This is a genomic window from Streptomyces olivaceoviridis (genome assembly GCF_014650115.1).
In the GTDB taxonomy this organism is placed as follows: domain Bacteria; phylum Actinomycetota; class Actinomycetes; order Streptomycetales; family Streptomycetaceae; genus Streptomyces; species Streptomyces olivaceoviridis.
In genome coordinates this window covers 196,460-211,990 of record NZ_BMUI01000004.1, presented here as the reverse complement: position 1 = coordinate 211,990, position 15,531 = coordinate 196,460, and the positions used below count along the sequence as shown (strand labels likewise).

The following is a 15,531-nucleotide window of genomic DNA, read 5'->3' as shown; positions in this document are numbered from 1 at the left end:
CGACCCTATAGGGGGCAGGCCGCCGGGCTCGTGCGGGGCCGGAAACGCCGGCGTCAGCGCGTTCACAGGAATCCCGGTCTTCCCTGACCCGGCTCTCAGCTCCGTCCCACAGGATGCACAGCCCTCGGGCCGAGCATCGCGGCATGGAGTCCTCCAGAGCCCGCCGTGGCCGTCGCGCGCGCCCGTCCCGGCGCCGTGCCTTCCTGCGCACCGCGCTCGCCGTCGTCGCCGTGGGCGGGGTCGCCGCCGCCGGCACGGTCTATGTGAAGGGCCGGGCACACGCCGGGGCCGTGGCCGTGTCGTCGGCGGCGGCGCCCTCGCTCACCGCCTCGGCCGGGGCCGGTGAGCAGGCGTCCGTGCGGGAGCCCGCGACAGCGGACCGGCAAGCGGTTCTGAGCGCCGCCATGGCGGAGGTCGAGGTGCCGTCGGGCGCGCGGGTGTCGGCGGCGGTGCTGGCGCCGGAGTCCGGGGAGAGCGCCGTGTACGGCGACGCCTCCTTCGACACGGCGAGCATCGTCAAGGTCGACATCCTGGCCGCGCTGCTGCTCCAGGCGCAGGACGCGGGCCGGCGGCTGACGGCGCAGGAGCGGGCGTACGCCACGAAGATGATCGAGAACAGCGACAACGCCTGCGCGACGGCGCTGTGGCACACGATCGGGCGGGCGGCCGGGCTGGACGCGGCGAACGAGCGCTTCGGGCTGACGGACACCTCCGGCGGGGACGGTGAGCTGTGGGGGCTGACCCGGACCACCGCGGCGGACCAACTGGTCCTCCTCCAGCAGGTGTTCGTGGAGGGCTCGAAGCTGAGCGCCGCCTCGCGGACGTATCTCCAGGGGCTGATGGAATCCGTCGAGCCGGATCAGCGGTGGGGGGTGTCGGCCGCCGCCGAGGGCGGCTCCTGGGCGCTGAAGAACGGGTGGCTGCCGCGCAGCACGACGGGGTTGTGGGACGTGAACAGCATCGGCCGGGTGACGGCGGACGGGACCGACTACCTGGTGGTGGTGCTGTCGGACGGCACGGCGAGCCAGGCGCGGGGGATCTCCCTGGTGGAGACGGCGGCGAAGGCGGCGGTAGGGGTGTTCGGCGACAGATGACCCATCGCGTCCGGCCGTAAAAGATCCAGCGATCGTCGACCAAATGATCTAACGTGCAAGGGACTTGACGATGAGCAGGCCGGAGGCCGGCGATTTCTTTACCGAGCCCGCGTCCGGCCGCGGAAGGAGCCTGGTGCCTCCCGTACGCCCCACTCGCCGATCCCTCATAGCCGGTGGCCTCGGAGCCGTCGCAGCCGCCGCCGTTCCCCTGTCGGCTCCCGGACACGCCTCGGCGGCCGGCCTCATCCCCATCCGGCTGGCCGGACCGACCGGGCCCGCGCCGGTGGGCGCCGTGGAGCTGCACCTGGTCGACCGGTCGCGGACCGAACCCCGGTCGGGCACGGGTGAGCCGCGTGAACTGATGGTGACCGTGCACTACCCGGCCGCCGACGTACGGGGTCACGCGCCGCTGCCGTGGCTGCCGTCCGGTGCCGAGCGGGCGGTGAAGGCCCGCTTCGGCGGCGCGGTGGACGGCTACGCGCTGCCGTGGACGCACAGCGCGGACCGGGCGCCCGCCAGGCCGGGGCGCCGGCCGGTGCTGCTGTACTCGCCGGGCTACACGTCGGACCGCACGTTCAACACCCTCGTCGTCGAGGACCTGGTGTCCTGGGGGTACGTGGTGGTCACGGTGGACCACCCCTACGACTCGGGCGAGGTGGAGTTCCCCGACGGCCGCGTCGTGACCTGCCCCGAGCCGGACCCGGTCGGCCGGGCGGAGGCGGTCGCGGTGCGCGCCGACGACCTGCGGTTCGTGCTCGACCAGTTGGCCGTCGTGGACCGGGGCGGCAATCCCGACGCACAGCGGCGCCCGCTGCCCCGCGGTCTGTGCGGGAGCCTGGACCTGACGCGGACCGGCGCCTTCGGGCACTCCCGGGGCGGTGCCGCGTCGGCGGCCGTCATGTACCTGGACGAGCGGGTGCGGGCCGGCATCGACCTGGACGGCGCGCTGTACGGGCCGGTGGTCGAGCACGGCCTCGACCGTCCGTTCCTGCTGATGGACACGGCCGTTCACGACGGCATGGACCAGGACCCGACCTGGCACCCGTTCTGGGAGCGACTGAGCGGCTGGCGCCGCTGCCTGCGGCTCGCGGACGCCGACCACAGCTCCTACACGGACCTCGTGGCCATCGCGCCCCAGGTCCCGGAGGCGGTGCGGCAGCGGTTGCAGGTCGGCACGATCCCCGCCGACCGGGCGGTGGCCGCCGTACGGGCCACGGTGCGGGCCTTCTTCGACCTGCGGCTGCGGGGCCGCCCCGACACCGCGCACCTGCTGGACGGAGCTTCGCCGCGCTACCCGGAGATCGGGTACATCGCCGGGTAGCGGCTCAGGCCGAGTGCCTGCGGCCCCGCCACAGCATCACCCCGGCCACCAGCAGGACCCCGCCCGCGCCGCCCGCGAGCGGGGCGGCCCAGTCGGAGGGGCCGCTCGTGGCGCCGGGGGTGTCCGGGCCGGCGCCGAAGTACTTCTCGCCGTAGGACGCCGGCTTCAGTCCCCGGGGTTCGACCCGGGCGGCGGCTCTCAGGGCCGCCGCCGGGTCGATCATGCCGAAGCCCCGGGAGTCGTCCCGGCCGCCGACCGGGGCGTCCCTCGCGGTGTCCTCCAGGAGCTTCTTGATCTGGGCCGGGGGAAGGCCGGGGTGGGCGGCCTTGATCAGGGCCGCCGCGCCGGAGACGAAGGCCGAGGCGGCGCTCGTGCCCCAGCCCGCGTAGTACTTGTGGTCGGGGTCGGCGATGACGACGTCGACGCCGGGCGCGCTCACGGCCGCGTACCAGCGGCGGGTGGAGAAGGCGGCGCGGGTGCCGTACTTGTCCACGGCGGTCGCGGCGATGACGCCCGGGTAGGCGGCCGGGTAGGAGACGTGGTCGCCCTTGTCGCCGCCGTTGCCCGCGGAGGCGACGACGACCACGCCCTTCTTCAGGGCGTACTGCACCGCCTCGTCCTCCCCGGGTTCGGGGTGGGCCGAGTTCGAGTCGTCGCCGAGGGAGAGGTTGATGACGTCGGCGCCGTGGTCGGCGGCCCAGCGGATGCCGTCGGCGAGGGCGTTGCCGCGGGTGGTACGGGCCTTGGCGCGGGCGGGGTCGCCGTCCTCCAGGATCACCCGGACCGGCAGGATCTTCGCCTCGGGGGCGACGCCCACGACGCCGTCCGAGCCGCCGGGTCCGTGGCCGTGCCCGGCGATGATGCCGGCCATGGCGGTGCCGTGCCGGGCCCAGGTGCGGTCGCCGGGTCCGGCACCGAAGCCGATCATGTCCTTGTCGGGCAGCACGTTGCCGTCGAGGTCCGGGTGGTCGGCCTCGACGCCGGTGTCCAGGACGGCGACGGTGACGCCCCGGCCCTTGCTGGTCCGCCAGGCCTCGTCCAGGTGGAGGGCGCCGAGGCCCCACTGCTGGGCGCGGATGCCGTCGGCGTGGGCGGCGGACGGCAGCAGGGCGAGGGGGACGGCGAGCAGCAGGCTCACCGCCGCCTTGGCGGCGTGCTGGGCCGCGTGCGTCATGAGGGCTTCTCCGTGGCCGTGCCGACGGTCTTGCGCAGGCGCCGTTCGATGCGGTCGGCCAGGCCCTGGGTCTCGTTGCCGAGGCCGGCCTGGGCCGGTGCCGTGGTGGCGCCGGAGCGGACGGCGTCCGCGGCGGGCTGGGGCGTGTCGACGGTACGGCCGTCGGCCCAGCCGGCGACGGCGTAGGCGACGACGGGGGCGTCGGTGAGGACGGCGACGGTCCACGAGGCCCGCTGCCGGTCCCCGAACCCGGCGGCGGCCGTGCCGGCGGCGGCGTACGGCCGGGGCATCAGGTCGGCGCGGCTGTCGAGGTGTTCGTCGCGGAAGCGGGCGGCGAGCGCGGACATCGCGGCCGGGTCCGCCCTGGTGAAGAGCAGGCCGACGGTGGTGACGTAGGTCTGGGTGGCGTCGGTGTAGGTGGCGCGCAGCAGGCGCTGGCAGCCGACGGGGGCGAGGGCCTTGTGCAGCAGCGGGTCGAAGGCGTGGGCGCAGCCGCTGTCCCGGGCGACGGCGATCCGGGTCCAGGTGCGGTCGGCGCCGCCGGGGCCGGCGCCCGTGCCCTGGACGGTGGGCGGGAACAGTTCGTCCACGGGCACGCTGTGCCAGAGGCTCCGGGCGGTGCCGAAGGCGTTCCCGGCGCCGTCCGCCCCGCCGTCCCCGGTGAGCCAACTCCCGGTCGCGGCACCGCCGATGAGCCCGAGCCCGAGCACGAGACAGGCAGCGGCGGCGACGGTGCGCGCCCCGACACGGAGACGCGTCCGCCCCCCGAACCCCTCCGGCTCCCCGAACGACACGAACGGCCGCCCATCGGTTCCGGCCCTCCAGGAGTGAGCGGGGTCGGGCGCGGGACGCACGGGAGGGGCGGGAGCCAGGGGACTCCAGACCCCGGCCCGGCCGTCCGTCCGCCCGGACCCGGGGACGGCGCCGGCACGGTCGCCCGCTGCCTGCGCGGGCACACCACCGGTACGGGGGTCCCTGGCATGGGGGTCCCTCGCCTGCCCGGACGCGGGCACGCCACCCGCGCGGGGGACCGCTGCCCGGCTGGGTGACGGTGCGTCACCCATGAGGGGATTCGCGGCCTGACCGGGCGCGGGCACGCCACCGGTACGGCGGTCCCCCGGCGCCCCCATGGAACCGGCCGAAGCCGAGGCGGTGGGCGCGGTGGGGGCCGAGCCGGGGTGCCGCGGGCCGGGTGCCGGAGAACGCGGTGAATCCGGCGTACGCGAGGACACCGGCGGAGGCGGAGACACCGGCGCGGGCGGGGTTGCCGGGCGGGTCGGGCGTAGTCGTGTCGTCGTCTCCGACGGGGTTTCGGCCGGGGCGCCCTGTGCCCCGGGCTCCCGGTCCGGGCGGAGCCGGGCCGTGCTGGTCTCCGGGGCCGGCTCCGCCGGGGTCACCGGGGTCACCGAGGCCGTCGGAGCGGTCGGGGCCGGCGCGCCGGCGGAGCCGGTACCCGGCGGGACGTCGGGGAACCGGGCCGAGGCGGGCGGTGGGGGCGGGCTCACCGGGGCGGGGGCCTCGGGCACGGCCGACGGGCGCGGGCGGTGGGCGCGCGGGACCGCGTCGGGCGCGGGCCGTGCACCGCGGGGGGTGAAGACCGAGGGCTCCTCGTCGGGATCGGCGTCCGGCCGAGGAGGCGTGGAGGGTACCGGCGGGCGCTGGGCCGGGGGCCCCGGGGGGGTCGACGGGCGACGCGGGACCGGGGCGTGGCGGGCTCCCGTGCTCATGCACCCCCCGTTTCCTCGTGCCCGGGCCGTCTCCTCGTACGCGGGCCGGTCCGCTGCTCGGCCGCGCCCGGTGTGGAAGCTCCTTCCGGGCACGCATACCCGTACGGCCGGACCGGCATCCCGGTTCACGTGGTGGCCGGGCGCGTTCCGCCGTACGTGCGCGTCACTCTACGGGTTGTCCGGGAGTGAAGGAGAACCAGTCCACGAGCCAGGGGCATCTGCCCGGAACGTCCCCCTACCCTGCGGTAATCCTGTCTGGCAGGCTTCCGTCATGACTGCGCGCGCCGCCGACCGGGCCCGTTACGACCGGGCCACCGCCCATCTCGACGCCCCTCTCGCGATCGTGGACCTGGACGCCTTCGACGCCAACGCGGACGACCTGGTCCGCCGTGCCGGGGGCAAGCCCGTGCGGGTCGCCAGCAAGTCGGTCCGCTGCCGGGCCCTGCTGGAACGCGTCCTGGCCAGGGACGGCTTCCAGGGCATCATGTCGTTCACCCTGGACGAGTCGCTGTGGCTCGCGCGTTCGGGGTTCGAGGACATCCTGCTGGCCTATCCGTCGGCGGACCGGGCCGGGTTCGCGGAACTGGCCGCCGATCCCAAGCTGGCCGGTGCCGTCACCGTGATGATCGACGATCCGGCGCACCTGGACCTCATCGACGCGGCCCGCGACGGTGGTCGTGAAGTCGTGCGGATCTGCCTGGAAATGGACACCTCGCTGAAGCTGCTGGGCGGCCGGGTCCGGGTCGGGGCCCGGCGTTCGCCGCTGCACTCCCCCGCCCGACTCGCCGAGCTGGCACGGTCCGTGTCCCGGCGGCCGGGCTTCCGGCTGGTGGGGATCATGGCGTACGAGGGGCATGTCGCCGGGGTCGGGGACACGGTCGCCGGGCGGCCCCTGCGCTCGCGGGCGATCCGGCTGATGCAGGCCACCGCCCGGCGGGAGCTGGCGGAGCGGCGGGCCGCGGCCGTCCGGGCGGTCCGTGCGGTCGCCCCGGACCTGGAGTTCGTCAACGGCGGCGGCACCGGCAGTGTGCAGCACACCGCCGCCGAGGACGCGGTGACCGAGATCGCGGCCGGCTCGGGACTGTACGTGCCGCGCCTGTTCGACAACTACACGTCCTTCACCGGCCGTCCGGCCGCGCTCTTCGCCCAGCCGGTGGTCCGGCGGCCCGGCGTGGGCGTCGTCACCGTGCTCGGCGGCGGCTACCCGGCCTCCGGCGCGGCCGGCCCCGACCGGCTGCCGGTGCCGTACCTGCCGGAGGGCTTGAGGTACGACCCGCAGGAGGGCCCCGGCGAGGTGCAGACCCCGCTGCTCGGCTCGCCCGCCGACGATCTGCTCATCGGCGACAAGGTGTGGTTCCGCCACGCGAAGGCGGGCGAGCTGTGCGAGCGGTTCGACACCCTGCACCTGATCGAGGGGGACACGGTGACGGCCGGCGTGCCCACCTACCGGGGTGAGGGGCGTACGTTCCTCTGAGCCGTCCTACAGGGGGGTGACGTAGGCGCCGGCGATCCCGCCGTCCACCAGGAAGTCGGTGGCGTTGACGAAGGAGGAGTCGTCGCTGGCCAGGAAGGCGACGGCGGCGGCGATCTCCTCGGCCTCGGCGAACCGGCCGACCGGGATGTGGACGAGCCGGCGCGCGGCCCGCTCCGGGTCCTTGGCGAACAGCTCCTGGAGCAGTGGGGTGTTGACCGGGCCGGGGCACAGCGCGTTGACCCGGATGCCCTCCCGGGCGAACTGCACGCCCAGTTCGCGGGACATGGCGAGGACGCCGCCCTTGGAGGCCGTGTAGGAGATCTGGGACGTGGCCGCGCCCATCCGCGCCACGAACGACGCGGTGTTGATGATGGAGCCCCGGCCCTGGCGGCGCATGTAGGGGAGGGCGGCCTTGCAGCACAGGTAGACGGAGGTGAGGTTGACCTCCTGGACGCGCTTCCATGCCTCCAGCCCGGTCTCCAGGATGGAGTCGTCGTCGGGCGGGGAGATGCCGGCGTTGTTGAAGGCGATGTCGACGCTGCCGTAGGTGTCGTACGCGGCCTTGAACAGTGCCTCGACCTGCTCGGGGTCGGTGACGTCGGTCTTCACGAAGAGTCCGCCGACCTCGTCGGCGGCGGCCTTGCCGCGCGCCTCGTCGACGTCCGCGCAGACGACGTGGGCGCCCTCGGAGGCGAGCCGGCGGGCACTGGCGAGTCCGATGCCGCTGCCGGCTCCGGTCACGACGGCGGTACGGCCGACCAGGCGGCGGCAGACACTGTTGTCGGTCACGCTGTTGTCGGTCACGGTGCGGGGACCTCCGTGCTGAGGAAGACGTTCTTGGTCTCGGTGAAGGCGGTCAGGGCGTCGGGGCCGAGTTCCCGGCCGAGGCCGGACTGCTTGTAGCCGCCGAACGGGGTCCAGTAGCGGACGCTGGAGTGGGAGTTGACGGACAGGTTGCCCGCGCGGACGGCCTGGGACACACGCAGGGCGCGGCCCACGTCCCGGGTCCAGATGGATCCGGAGAGGCCGTAGGGGGTGTCGTTGGCGAGGCGGATCGCGTCCTGCTCGTCGGTGAAGGGCAGCAGGACGGCGACCGGGCCGAAGATCTCCTCGCGGGCCGCCGGGCTGTCGTGCCGCTCGCCGGTGAGCACGGTGGGCGGGAACCAGAAGCCGGGGCCGTCGGGGGCCTTGCCGCGCAGGGCCGGGGCGTCCTCGGGGATGTAGGAGCGTACGCGTTCCCGTTGCCGGCCGGAGACGAGCGGGCCCATCTGGGTCTTCTCGTCGGCCGGGTCGCCCACGACCACGGCGGCCAGCGCGTCGGCGAGGAAGGCGCGGGCCTCGTCCAGCACCGTCTCCTGGACCAGGACGCGGGTGCGGGCGCAGCAGTCCTGCCCGGCGTTGTCCAGGAAGGAGAAGGGGTCGAGGGCGGCCTTGAGGTCGGCGTCGGCGAAGACGACGTTGGGGCTCTTGCCGCCGAGTTCGAGGGTGACCGGTTTGACCAGGCGGGCGCAGCGTTCCATGACCTCGCGGCCGGTGCGGGTGGAACCGGTGAACACGATCTTGGCGACGTCGGGGTGGTCGACCAGAGCGCGCCCGGCGGTGTCGCCGTGGCCGGGCAGCACCTGGAAGAGGTGCTCGGGCAGGCCCGCCTCCAGCGCCAGTCGGGCGAGGCGGAGCGCGGTGAGCGGGGTGGTCTCGGCGGGCTTGAGGAGGACGGCGTTCCCGGCCGCGAGCGCCGGGAAGGAGCCCCAGGCGGCGATCGGCATGGGGAAGTTCCAGGGGGCGATGACACCGATGACGCCCAGCGGTTCCTGGAAGGTGACGTCCCAGCCGCCGGGGACCGGGATCTGCCGGCCGACCAGGCGCTCGGCGCCGCCGGCGGCATAGAGGAGCACGTCGCGGGCGTTGCCGGCCTCCCAGCGGGCGCCCGCGACGGTGTGGCCGGCCTCGCGGACCTCCAGCCGGGCGAGTTCCTCGGTGTGGGCGTCGACCACGTCGGCGAAGCGGCGCAGCAGCCGGGCCCGGTCGGCGGGGGCGAGGGCGGCCCACCGGGTCTGGGCGCGGGCGGCGCGGGCGACGGCGGCGTCCACGTCCTCGGCGGTGGCGGCGGGGACGGTGGCGACGACCTCTTCGGTGGCGGGGTTGAGGACGGTCAGCTCGTTCGGGTCGGACACGTGGTGACCTTTCACAGGCGTTCGAAGGAGCGGCGCAGCTCCCAGTCGGTGACCGCGGCGTCGAAGGCCTCCAGTTCGACGCGCGCCATGTTGCGGTAGTGGGCGACGACCTCGTCCCCGAAGGCGGCCTTGGCGATCGGGCTGTTCTCCCACAGCCCGGCGGCCTCGCGCAGCGTGGTCGGCACCCGCGCGTGGTCGGCGGCATAGGCGTTGCCGGGGCAGGGCTCGGGCAGCTCCAGCTTGTGCTCGATGCCGTACAGACCGGCCGCGACGAGCCCCGCGACGGCTAGGTGGGGGTTCACGTCCCCGCCGGGGAGGCGGTTCTCGAAGCGCAGGGAGCGGCCGTGGCCGACGACGCGCAGGGCGCAGGTGCGGTTGTCGTGGCCCCAGGCGACGGCGGTGGGGGCGAAGGAGCCCGGCTGGAACCGCTTGTAGGAGTTGATGTTGGGGGCGTACAGCAGGGAGAAGTCGCGGAGCGCGGCGAGCTGTCCGGCGAGGAAGCGCCGCATCACCTCGGACATGCCGTCGGGTCCGGCCATCGCGTTGGTGCCGTCGGCGTCGGCGAGCGAGAGGTGGATGTGGCAGGAGTTGCCCTCGCGCTCGTTGTACTTGGCCATGAAGGTGATCGAGACGCCCTCCTGGGCGGCGATCTCCTTGGCTCCGGTCTTGTAGAGGGCGTGCTGGTCGCAGGTGCGCAGGGCCTCGTCGTAGCGGAAGGCGATCTCGTGCTGGCCGGGGTTGCACTCGCCCTTGGCGGACTCGACGGTGAGGCCGGCGCCGGCCATGTCGTTGCGCAGGCGGCGCAGCAGGGGCTCGATGCGGCCGGTGCCGAGGATGGAGTAGTCGATGTTGTACTGGTTGGCCGGGGTCAGGCCCCGGTAGCCCGCGTCCCAGGCCCGCTCGTAGCTGTCCTTGAAGACGATGAACTCCAGCTCGGTGCCGACCTGGGCGGTGTAGCCGTGCTCGGCGAGCCGCTCCAGCTGGCGGCGCAGGATCTGGCGGGGGGCGGCGACGACCGGGGAGCCGTCGTTCCAGGCGAGGTCGGCGATGAGGAGCGCGGTGCCCGGGTGCCAGGGGACGCGGCGCAGGGTGGACGGGTCCGGGTGCATGGCGAAGTCGCCGTAGCCGCGCTCCCAGGAGGACATGGCGTAGCCGTCGACGGTGTTCATCTCGGTGTCCACGGCGAGCAGGTAGTTGCAGCCCTCGGTGCCGTGGTGCAGGACCTCGTCGAGGAAGAAGCGGGCGGCGAACCGCTTGCCCTGGAGGCGCCCTTGCATGTCGGGGAAGGCCAGGACGACAGTGTCGATCTCACCGCTCGCGACCAGGACGTGCAGTTCCTCGACGCTGAGCGGTGGTGTGCGGTCTGCCACGGGAGAGCCTCCTTCGGCGCCATCGCGCTTCTTCGGCCGGGCCGGGAGACATAAGGTATTGCCGCGAACCATTGCTTGGGAAGGGGGTGCGCGCGGATGTCGCGGGAGACGGATGCGCGAACGGTGGACGACCGGCTCGCCGCGGTGCTGCGGCCGGTGCGGGCGGGCAACGGCTTCGAGGAGGCGCTGGAACAGGTCCTCCAGGTCGTACGGCTCGGTCTGGTGCCGGCCGGGGAGCGGCTCCCGGCCGAACGGGAACTGGCGGAGCGGCTCGGGATCAGCCGGGTGACGCTGCGCGAGGTGCTGAAGGTGCTCCAGGACCAGGGCCTGGTGGAGGCGCGGCGCGGGCGGTACGGCGGAACGTTTGTGCTGCCGCGCCCGGACGCGGGCGGCGAGGACGAACTGCGGCGCCGGACCGCCGAGGTCGACATCGAGGACGTACTGCGCTTCCGCGAGGTGCTGGAGGTGGGCGCGGCCGGGCTGTGCGCGGCGCACGGGCTCGCACCGGAGCAGACGGAGCGGCTGCGGGAGGCGCTGCACCGCACGCACGAGGTCCCGCTGACGGACTACCGGCGGGCGGACACGCTGTTGCACCTGACGCTGGCCGAGCTGTGCGGTTCGCCGTCGCTGACCGCGCGGTACGCGGCGGTGCGGGCCACGGTCAACGACCTGCTGGACTGCATCCCGCTGCTGGTGCGCAACCTGGAGCACTCCCAGCGCCAGCACACCGCGCTGGTGGAGGCGGTGCTGGACGGGGACGCGGACGGGGCGCGGGAGATCGCGCGCGAGCACTGCGCGGGTACGGCGGCGCTGCTGCGGGGTTTCCTGGCGTGAGTCCGCCCTGGAAAGGTATGCAGTCGAACCTTTGACGTCGAGGAGGGCAGCATGACCGTACGGCCGCTGATCGGGGTGAGCACGTATCTGGAGTCCGGCGTGCGCTGGGGGGTGTGGGAGCTGGACGCGGTGCTGCTGACGGCCGGCTATCCGCGGCTGGTGCAGCGGGCCGGCGGGCTGGCCGCGCTGCTGCCGCCGGACGCGCCGGAACACGCCGCGGCGGCGGTGGCCCGGCTCGACGGGCTGGTCGTCGCGGGCGGCCCGGACGTCGACCCGGCCCGGTACGGCGCCGAGCGCTCGCCCCGCACGGGGCCGCCCGCGCCGGAGCGGGACGCCTGGGAGCTGGCGCTGATCGACGCGGCACTGGCGGCGGGCGTGCCGCTGCTCGGGGTGTGCCGGGGCATGCAGTTGCTGAACGTGGCCCTCGGCGGCACGCTCGTCCAGCACCTCGACGGGCACGCGGAGGTGGTCGGCGCCTTCGGCGAGCACCCGGTGAAGCCGGTGCCGGGAACGGTGTACGCCGGCATCGTGCCGGAGGAGGTGACGGTGCCGACGTATCACCATCAGGCGGTGGAACGGCTCGGCGAGGGGCTGGTCCCGTCGGCCTACGCGGCGGACGGCACGGTGGAGGCCGTCGAACTGCCGGCGGAGCGGGGGTGGGCGCTGGGGGTGCAGTGGCATCCGGAGATGGGCGAGGACGTGCGGGTGATGGCGGCGCTGGTCGCCGCGGCGGGCTGAGCGCCGTCCGGCGCTCGGTCACGTGCTCTCGGCGGGTCCGGGGCGGTCGCTCGCGCGGTTCCCCTCGGGGCGCTTCAGCCCCGGGTCAGGGACAGCAGTTCCCGGGCCGGGCCCGTGGGGCGGTGACCCGTCGGCCATACCGCTCTCAGGTCCCGGCGCAGGGAGACGCCCTCGACCGGGATGCTGACCAGGCGCCGCATCCCCAGCTCCTCCCCCACCGCGAGTTCGCTGAGCACGGAGGGGCCCGCGCCGCTGACGGCGGAGGCCTTCACCGCCGTCGTGGAGGACAGCTCGATCAGCGGGCGGGCCAGGCCGCCGAGGGCCGCGTCCAGGACCTGACGGGTGCCGGAGCCCCGCTCGCGGAGGATGAGCGGGGTCGCGGCCAGTTCCGCCGCCGTCAGGGGCCGTCGGCGGCGGGCCCACGGGTGGGCGGGCGCGGTGACGACGATCAGCCGGTCGCGGGCGATGACCGTGGAGTCCAGGCCCGTGGGCACGGTCAGCCCCTCCACGAAGCCCAGGTCCGCCTCGCCGGCCAGCAGGAGTTCCGCGACCTTCGCCGAGTTCCCGGCGAGCAGCGAGACCGCCGTGTCGGGCCGCTCGGCGTGCAGCGCGAGGAGCCAGCCGGGCAGCAGGTACTCGGCGATGGTCATGCTCGCGGCGACCCGGAGCCGTGAGTCCCGCCGGTCCCGCAGCGCCCGCGCGCCCGCGTCGAAGGCCGCCGCCGCCTCCACCACCCGCCGGGCCCAGTCCGTGACCAGGGCGCCGGCGTCGGTGAGCCGGGAGCCGCGCGGCGAGCGGTCGACGAGGGCCACACCCAGCTGCCGTTCCATGGAGCGGATCCGGCTGCTGGCGGCCGGCTGGGTGATGCCGACCTCGCGCGCCGCCGCGCCGAGACTGCCCAGCCGCGCCACCGCGAGCAACAGCTCCAGCGCGGCGAGGTCCGGCACCCGGTGCGCCAGCGATTCCGTGCGTAGCCCCTCCGCCTCGCTCATAAGACCAGCTTATGCCCTCATAGACCCGTGCTCCCTGGTCCGGGCGGTCCGTCGGCGGGATCTTGGACGCATGGTCACCGCAGCCCAGCCCCTGCCCCTCCCCCGCACCGCCCGGCTCCGTCACCTGGGCCCGAACTGGTACGCCTCCGTGATGGGCACCGCGATCGTCGGTTCGGCCGGTGCCGCGCTGCCCGGCCCGGCCCACGCGGCGCACGGTGTCTTCGCGGCCTTCTGGGCGCTGTCCCTGCTCCTGCTGACGGCCCTGCTGATCGCGCGGGCCCTGCACTGGAGCCGCCACCGCGACCAGGCCCGCGCCCACCTCCTCGACCCGGCCATGGCCCCCTTCTACGGCTGCCTGGCCATGGCACTGCTCGCGGTGGGCGGCGGCGCCCTGACGGCCGGCCGGGAGCTGATCGGCACGCATACGGCCGTCGCCCTGGACGCCGTGCTGTTCACCGCCGGTACGGCGGTCGGGCTCGGGGCGGCCGTGGCCGTGCCGTACCTGATGGCCGTACGGCACCGCGTCGATGCCGCCCAGGCCTCCCCGGTGTGGCTGCTGCCGCTGGTCGCGCCCATGGTGTCGGCCTCGGCCGGTCCGCCGCTGGTGCCCTACCTGCCGCCGGGGCAGCCCCGGGCGACCCTGCTGCTGGCCTGTCTCGCGCTGTTCGGGCTGAGCCTGCTGGCCGTGCTGCTGACACTGCCGCTGGTCTTCGCCCGGCTGATCACCACCGGACCGCTGCCGCTCGCGCTGACCCCGGCCCTGTTCCTGGTCCTCGGCCCGCTCGGGCAGTCCACCACCGCCGTCGGGCTGATCGCGGACGCCGCTCCGGGCGTCGTGGCGGCCCCCTACGGCCGTGGCCTCGCCGTCTTCGCCGTGCTGTACGGGGTGCCCGTGACGGGGTTCGCGCTGCTGTGGCTGGCGCTCGCGACCGCGCACGTGGTGCGGGCCCGGCGGCGGGGCATGGGCTTCACGCTGACCTGGTGGGCGTTCACCTTCCCGGTGGGGACCTGTGTCACCGGCGCCGCGACCCTCGCCCGGCACACCGGTCTCATGGTGTACGACGCCCTGGCGGCCGGTCTGTACGGCGTCCTGGTGGCGGCCTGGCTCACGGCGGCGCGCGGCACCGTGCGCGGTCTGCTCAGCGGCGCGCTGCCCGCAGCGCCCCGGCCAGCACCCGTGGCGCTTCCGTCAGGGACGGGCCGTACCAGGTCAGGTGCCGCCCGCTGACCAGGGCGCAGGGCAGCCCCGGGAACGCCTCCGGGCCGTCGTCGGCGGTGAAGCGGTACGGCTCGTCGGGCAGGACCACCAGGTCCGGCTCCCGGGCACGCAGCTCGTCCAGGGGGATGCGGGGATAGCGCTCGGGGTGGTGGGCGTACACGTGGTCCACGCCGAGGCGGGCGAGGACGTCACCCGCGAAGGTGTCCCGGCCGAGGACCATCCAGGGGCGCCGCCAGACCGGTACGACCGCTGTCCTGCGCTCCGCCGGCTCGGGCAGGGCCGCCCAGGCCTCCGCCGCCTCGGCCAGCCAGCCGGGCCGGCCGGCCGCGCCGCACGCGGTGAGCACCCGGTCCAGTTCGGCGACGGCCTGTGGCACGCTGCGCACCTCGGTGACCAGCACGTCCAGTCCGGCCGCGCGGAGGGCGTCGAGGTCGGGCCCGCGGTTCTCCTCCTCGTTGGCGATCACCAGGTCGGGGGCGAGCGCGATGATCCGCTCCACGTCCGGATTCTTCGTACCGCCGATCCGGATGACGTCCAGCTCCCGCGGACGACTGCACCAGCCGGTGGCACCGACGAGGGCTCCGGGGAGCGTCCTCGCCACCGCCTCGGTCAGTGAGGGGACGAGGGAGACGACGCGTGCGCCGAGGGGGCGCGGGGAACCGCCCGACCGGCCACGACGGACCCGCGGACGCGGGTGGTCCGGCACCAGCCCGTCCGGTGGGCGCTCAGCGGGTGCGATCCTGCACCGCCTCGATGTGCTCGGCCACCGCCACCACGATCACCCGCGTGTCCGGCACCGTCGCCCGCCACCGGTGCCGTACCCCGCCCGTCAGGTACAGCGTGTCGCCGCGCCCGAGTCGGTACGCCCGCCCCTCGGCCTCGATCTCCACCGCGCCGTCGGCGACGTACATCAGCTCGTCGTTGCGGTGCTGGAACTCGCGGCCGGCGTCGTGGTCGCCGGTGAACTCGGAGGCGTGCAGCTGGTGGTGGCCGCGCACGAGGGAGCGGGTGCGCGGGTCGAAGTCGCCGTCGGCGACGGCCTCGGCGCGGACGACGTCGACGCTGGCGGCCGGGTCCGCGGCGGCGAGGAGTTCGACGGCCGTGGTGCGCAGGGCGTCGGCCAGCTTCTCCAGGGAGGTGCGGCTCGGGCGGGCCCGGTCGTTCTCGACCTGGCTGAGGAAGGGCACCGAGAGGCCGCTGCGCTCGGCCACGACGGCGAGGGTCAGTTCCAGCGCACGACGGCGCCGCCGGACGGCCGCGCCCACCCGCACGGGCTGCTGCTCTTTGTGGTCGCCCATCGCTCCGGCTCCCTCCCTCGCTCGTCGTGCCGCTCTCCGGGTGCCCGCTGTGGGGCACACCTCTTCCGATGACTTCTCTGCACCCTACGCATGTTCGGCAAACCGTTTCACGTGCC

Annotated in this window: 14 protein-coding genes; 6 read left to right on the top strand and 8 right to left on the bottom strand. The window is 74.9% G+C overall.

The features are described from left to right. Window positions 1-143: 143 nt before the first annotated feature. A complete protein-coding gene (locus IE273_RS10125) occupies window positions 144-1,094 on the top strand; it encodes a serine hydrolase (RefSeq protein WP_189814810.1) in 951 nt (316 codons plus the stop codon). 133 nt (window positions 1,095-1,227) lie between these two features. Next, window positions 1,228-2,415, top strand: a complete 1,188-nt coding sequence (locus tag IE273_RS10120) for an alpha/beta hydrolase family protein (RefSeq protein WP_229887148.1) — start codon at window positions 1,228-1,230, stop codon at window positions 2,413-2,415. 4 nt (window positions 2,416-2,419) lie between these two features. Here IE273_RS10120 and mycP read toward each other — a convergent pair whose 3' ends face one another. Further along, window positions 2,420-3,589, bottom strand: a complete 1,170-nt coding sequence (mycP, locus tag IE273_RS10115; RefSeq protein ID WP_189814809.1) for a type VII secretion-associated serine protease mycosin — start codon at window positions 3,587-3,589, stop codon at window positions 2,420-2,422. Then, window positions 3,586-4,383, bottom strand: coding sequence for a hypothetical protein (locus IE273_RS10110; protein ID WP_308437031.1), 798 nt, complete (start codon window positions 4,381-4,383; stop codon window positions 3,586-3,588). The genes mycP and IE273_RS10110 overlap by 4 nt, the downstream gene beginning before the upstream one ends. A 1,204-nt stretch (window positions 4,384-5,587) precedes the next feature. Between IE273_RS10110 and IE273_RS10105 the strand changes: the two genes are divergently transcribed. Next, window positions 5,588-6,790 carry an amino acid deaminase/aldolase gene (locus IE273_RS10105; RefSeq protein WP_189814808.1) on the top strand — a complete coding sequence of 401 codons (1,203 nt, stop codon included), beginning with the start codon at window positions 5,588-5,590 and terminating at the stop codon, window positions 6,788-6,790. 6 nt (window positions 6,791-6,796) lie between these two features. Here the strand turns inward: IE273_RS10105 and IE273_RS10100 are convergent, their stop codons facing one another. From IE273_RS10100 to IE273_RS10090, 3 genes are read right to left on the bottom strand one after another with little or no spacing between them, the layout of a single operon-like run. After that, window positions 6,797-7,579 carry a 3-oxoacyl-ACP reductase gene (locus tag IE273_RS10100; protein WP_189815003.1) on the bottom strand — a complete coding sequence of 261 codons (783 nt, stop codon included), beginning with the start codon at window positions 7,577-7,579 and terminating at the stop codon, window positions 6,797-6,799. A gap of 11 nt (window positions 7,580-7,590) precedes the next feature. After that, a complete protein-coding gene (locus IE273_RS10095) occupies window positions 7,591-8,964 on the bottom strand; it encodes an aldehyde dehydrogenase family protein (protein ID WP_189814807.1) in 1,374 nt (457 codons plus the stop codon). Window positions 8,965-8,975: 11 nt separating this feature from the next. Next, window positions 8,976-10,334: a glutamine synthetase family protein gene (locus IE273_RS10090; protein ID WP_189814806.1), complete on the bottom strand. Its 1,359-nt coding sequence runs from the start codon at window positions 10,332-10,334 to the stop codon at window positions 8,976-8,978. A 96-nt stretch (window positions 10,335-10,430) separates the two neighbouring features. Here IE273_RS10090 and IE273_RS10085 point away from each other — a divergent pair, with 96 nt between their 5' ends. Together IE273_RS10085 and IE273_RS10080 are read left to right on the top strand one after the other, a co-directional pair. Then, window positions 10,431-11,168: a FadR/GntR family transcriptional regulator gene (locus tag IE273_RS10085; protein WP_189814805.1), complete on the top strand. Its 738-nt coding sequence runs from the start codon at window positions 10,431-10,433 to the stop codon at window positions 11,166-11,168. A 51-nt stretch (window positions 11,169-11,219) separates the two neighbouring features. Further along, window positions 11,220-11,906, top strand: a complete 687-nt coding sequence (locus tag IE273_RS10080; RefSeq protein ID WP_189814804.1) for a gamma-glutamyl-gamma-aminobutyrate hydrolase family protein — start codon at window positions 11,220-11,222, stop codon at window positions 11,904-11,906. A gap of 74 nt (window positions 11,907-11,980) precedes the next feature. Here IE273_RS10080 and IE273_RS10075 read toward each other — a convergent pair whose 3' ends face one another. Continuing rightward, a complete protein-coding gene (locus IE273_RS10075; protein ID WP_189814803.1) occupies window positions 11,981-12,898 on the bottom strand; it encodes a LysR family transcriptional regulator in 918 nt (305 codons plus the stop codon). Window positions 12,899-12,968: 70 nt separating this feature from the next. On the opposite strand from IE273_RS10075, the gene IE273_RS10070 reads away from it, so the two are divergent. Then, on the top strand, window positions 12,969-14,126 hold the full coding sequence (locus IE273_RS10070; protein ID WP_189814802.1) for a TDT family transporter: 1,158 nt from the start codon (window positions 12,969-12,971) through the stop codon (window positions 14,124-14,126). Here IE273_RS10070 and IE273_RS10065 read toward each other — a convergent pair. Further along, window positions 14,038-14,730, bottom strand: a complete 693-nt coding sequence (locus tag IE273_RS10065) for a helical backbone metal receptor (RefSeq protein WP_189815002.1) — start codon at window positions 14,728-14,730, stop codon at window positions 14,038-14,040. The two genes, IE273_RS10070 and IE273_RS10065, sit on opposite strands and share 89 nt — an antisense overlap. A gap of 112 nt (window positions 14,731-14,842) precedes the next feature. Continuing rightward, the gene (locus tag IE273_RS10060) at window positions 14,843-15,415 is read right to left on the bottom strand and encodes a helix-turn-helix domain-containing protein (protein ID WP_014671662.1); all 573 of its coding nucleotides are present in this window, start codon (window positions 15,413-15,415) and stop codon (window positions 14,843-14,845) included. Window positions 15,416-15,531 lie beyond the last annotated feature (116 nt).

Coding starts and splice junctions, on each gene's coding strand:
- IE273_RS10085 (WP_189814805.1), top strand. CDS start 10,431: ATGTCGCGGGAGACGGATGCGCGAACGGTGGACGACCGGCTCGCCGCG.
- IE273_RS10070 (WP_189814802.1), top strand. CDS start 12,969: ATGGTCACCGCAGCCCAGCCCCTGCCCCTCCCCCGCACCGCCCGGCTC.
- IE273_RS10125 (WP_189814810.1), top strand. CDS start 144: ATGGAGTCCTCCAGAGCCCGCCGTGGCCGTCGCGCGCGCCCGTCCCGG.
- IE273_RS10080 (WP_189814804.1), top strand. CDS start 11,220: ATGACCGTACGGCCGCTGATCGGGGTGAGCACGTATCTGGAGTCCGGC.
- IE273_RS10060 (WP_014671662.1), bottom strand. CDS start 15,415: ATGGGCGACCACAAAGAGCAGCAGCCCGTGCGGGTGGGCGCGGCCGTC.
- mycP (WP_189814809.1), bottom strand. CDS start 3,589: ATGACGCACGCGGCCCAGCACGCCGCCAAGGCGGCGGTGAGCCTGCTG.
- IE273_RS10075 (WP_189814803.1), bottom strand. CDS start 12,898: ATGAGCGAGGCGGAGGGGCTACGCACGGAATCGCTGGCGCACCGGGTG.
- IE273_RS10105 (WP_189814808.1), top strand. CDS start 5,588: ATGACTGCGCGCGCCGCCGACCGGGCCCGTTACGACCGGGCCACCGCC.